Annotated in this window: 2 protein-coding genes; both read right to left on the bottom strand. The window is 72.2% G+C overall.

Going from position 1 to position 3,217, the window contains the following annotated elements; genetic code table 11:
• A partial coding sequence (locus VFY73_RS11220) for an HlyD family efflux transporter periplasmic adaptor subunit (protein ID WP_329718662.1) occupies nucleotides 1-1,164 on the bottom strand: 1,164 nt, incomplete at its 3' end.
• A gap of 20 nt (nucleotides 1,165-1,184) precedes the next feature.
• A partial coding sequence (locus VFY73_RS11215; protein WP_329718660.1) for a putative Ig domain-containing protein occupies nucleotides 1,185-3,217 on the bottom strand: 2,033 nt, incomplete at its 5' end.

Raw genomic sequence — 3,217 nt, 5'->3', positions numbered from 1 at the left:
CAGGTACAGCTTCAGCTCGGCCCCCTCGGGCAGCGGCAGCGCGTCGCCCACCGGCAGCCAGGCCTCGACCTCGACCTGGTGCGGGTCGACCACGCGCAGGATGCGCTCGCCGGTGCGCACGGGGCGCCCTTCCCACTCCGACGGATCATCGAAGATCGCGATGCCGGCGCGCGGCGCCTCCACCCGCGAGCGCCGGAACTGGTCTTCCAGGAACGCGGCCTCGGCACGCTTTTCTTCGATGCGGCCCTGCACGGCGGCCATCTGGCTCTTGGCGCGCGGATCGGCGAGGGCCAGTTGCGCAATCTGGCGGTATTCCACCTCGGCCGTGGCCAGCGCCTGCCGGGCCACGTCGAGCCGGCTGGTGATCGGGGCCTGGTCGAAGCTGAACAGCGCCTGGCCACGCGCCACGCCCTGGTTGGGCTGCACCTGGAAACGGTCGATCACGCCGTCCAGCGGCGCGCGCACCACGGCGGCATCGGCGGCCACCAGCTCGGCCGGCGCCAGCACCGTCAGGCGCACCGGCAGCAGCATCAGCACCAGTGCCGCCAGCCCGATCTGCACCCGCCGGCGCCGCCACCAGGCGGGCCGCGCCGCGCCTTCGGCGGCCACCTGCTCCCGGCGCAGCAACGCCTGCCACCAAGACTGCGGTCGGTCCATGCTCCGCCACGCATGGGCCCAGACGTGCAGCCATTCCTGCAGCAGCGGCCACGCCGCTTGCGGGCAGGGCTCGTCCATGGCCAGCAGCAGGCCCCCCACCGGCGGCTGGCCGGCCGCACCGGGCACCGGCAGCCACAGGGCTTCGCCGGGCAGCCACTCGGACCATTCGGCCGCCAGCGCCTCGGGCAGTTGATGGCGGTCGATGGCGACGACGCCAGCGGCCGGGGCCGCCTGGTTCAGGTCATGCAGGTGGGCGCACAGCTTGCGCATCCACAGTGCGTAGGGCGCATTGGGATCGGGCTCGACGACGCCTGACAGGCCGCGCAGGCCCGCGCCCTCGAACCACAGCGCGGCCTGGCGATAGTGCAGCAGCCGGTGGCTGTCGTTGAGCAGCACGAAGGCCAGCTCGTCGCGGCTGCGGGCCTCGCGCGCCTGGTGCGCCAGGTCCAGCAGCCGGATCAGCGGATCGCCCGCGCCTTGAGGCACTGCCGCCTCAGGGTTTGCCATCAACTCTCCCTTGTCGATCCTCATCCTGGCGCCGAGCCGGCACGTTCGCCGCGCGGAGCGGTGGCAAGTCGGTCGGCGATCGTACTGCGTTGTTGATGGCGCGCGTGGCGCAGTTGTTCGCTGAGGCCGGGCCGCGCGGCCAGGCGCTCGGCGCCACCCTCGGGCCGCTGCGCGGCGGGCGCCCTGCTCTGCTGCACCGGCGCGGCGTCGGCGCCCGGTGCCGGGGTGTCATCCGGCGCGGGTGTGTCGCCCGGCGCGACGGCATCGTCGACCCGGATCTCGAGCCGCGTCGAGGCGGCCTGGCCGTGGCTGTCGCGCACCGTCAGCACGACCTGGATCACCCCGCGCATCGACGGCGGCACGCGGCCCGTCAACTTGCCAGTGGCCGGGTCGAACCGCAGCCAGGGCGGCAGCGGCTGGCCATCGGCCAGGCGTGCTTCCACCGCCACGCCGCTGTCGGGGGCCGACAGCAGGAACGACGACAGCGGCAACGCCACGCTGAGCTCGGCGCCGCCGCCGGTGCTGACGGCGTCCAGCTGCGGCACGACCTGCAGCGCCGACGCACTGTTGGCCGTGCTGCTGGCCAGGCCGCCGCCATCGCTGGCGGGAACAGGCGCATCGGCAGCGTGCGTGCCTGCGTCCACCGCATCCGCCGCCGGCTGCAACATGCCTTCGAGCGCCACGCCCGACGGTGAAACGGTGAAGAAGGTGGTGGCGGGTTCGGTCGCGGGGGCGTGATCCTGCGGTGCCGGCAACGTGGGGCCGGGGCTGGGTGTGGCGTCGACCGGGGGCGGCGCCACGGGCACCGGCGGCAGCGGCACTTCCGGGCCGGCCGCGACGGTCAGCGCAAAATCGCTGGACGCCGTGGCCCCGCCGCCATCGGTGGCGGTGACCCGCACGGTGATCGCGCCCACGTCGCCGTCGGCGGGCGTGCCGCTGAAGGTGTGCGTTGCCGCGTCGAAGTGCAGCCAGCTCGGCAGCGCCGAGCCGTCGGCCAGCGTTGCGCTGTAGGTGAGCGTGTCGCCCGCGTCGACGTCGCTGAAGGTGTTCGACGGCACCGTGAAGCTGAAGGCGCCGTCTTCAATGGCCGACTGGGCGGTGATGTCGCTGCTGGTCGGTGCGTCGTTGGTGTTGCCCACGGTCAGCGTGAAGTCGCAGCTGGCGGTTGCGCTGCTGCCATCGGTGGCCGTCACACGCACGCTGATCGCGCCGACATCGCCGTTGGTGGGCGTGCCGGTGAACGTGCGCGTGGCCGCGTCGAAGCTCAGCCAGCTCGGCAGCGCCGAGCCGTCGGCCAGCGTTACTTCGTAGCTGAGCGTGTCGCCTGCGTCGACATCGTTGAAGGTGTTCAACGGCACGGTGAAGCTGAAGGCGCTGTCTTCGGTGGCCGACTGCGCAGTGATGCCGGTGCTGGCCGGCACGTCGTTGGTGTTGCCCACGGTCAGCGTGAAGTCGCTGGACACGCTCGCGCTGCTGCCATCGGTGGCGGTCACGCGCACGCTGATCGCGCCCACGTCGCCGTTGGCCGGCGTGCCGCTGAAGCTGCGCGTGGCCGCATCGAAGCTCAACCAGCCCGGCAGCGCCGAGCCGTCGGCCTGCGTCGCGCTGTAGGTGAGCGTGTCACCCGCGTCGACATCGCTGAAGGTGTTCGACGGGACGGTGAAGCTGAAGGCGCTGTCTTCGGTGGCCGACTGCGCGGTGATGCCGCTGCTGGCCGGCACGTCGTTGGTGTTGACCACCGTCAGCGTGAAGTCGCTGGACACGCTCGCGCTGCTGCCATCGGTGGCGGTCACGCAAACGCTGATCGCGCCCACGTCGCCGTTGGCCGGCGTGCCGCTGAAGCTGCGCGTGGCCGCATCGAAGCTCAGCCAGCCCGGCAACGCCGAGCCGTCGGCCAGCGTTGCGCTGTAGCTGAGCGTGTCGCCCATGTCGACGTCGCTGAAGGTGTTCGACGGCACGGTGAAGCTGAAGGCGCTGTCTTCGGTGGCCGATTGCGCGGTGATGCCGCTGCTGGCCGGCACGTCGTTGGTGTTGCCCACGGTCAGCGTGAAGT

Origin of the sequence: Ideonella sp. (assembly GCF_036277275.1) — a bacterium.
Taxonomy (GTDB): Bacteria; Pseudomonadota; Gammaproteobacteria; order Burkholderiales; family Burkholderiaceae_C; genus Ideonella.
Note: the sequence above shows the minus strand (reverse complement) of the source record. Positions and strands in the feature narration are given on the sequence as shown.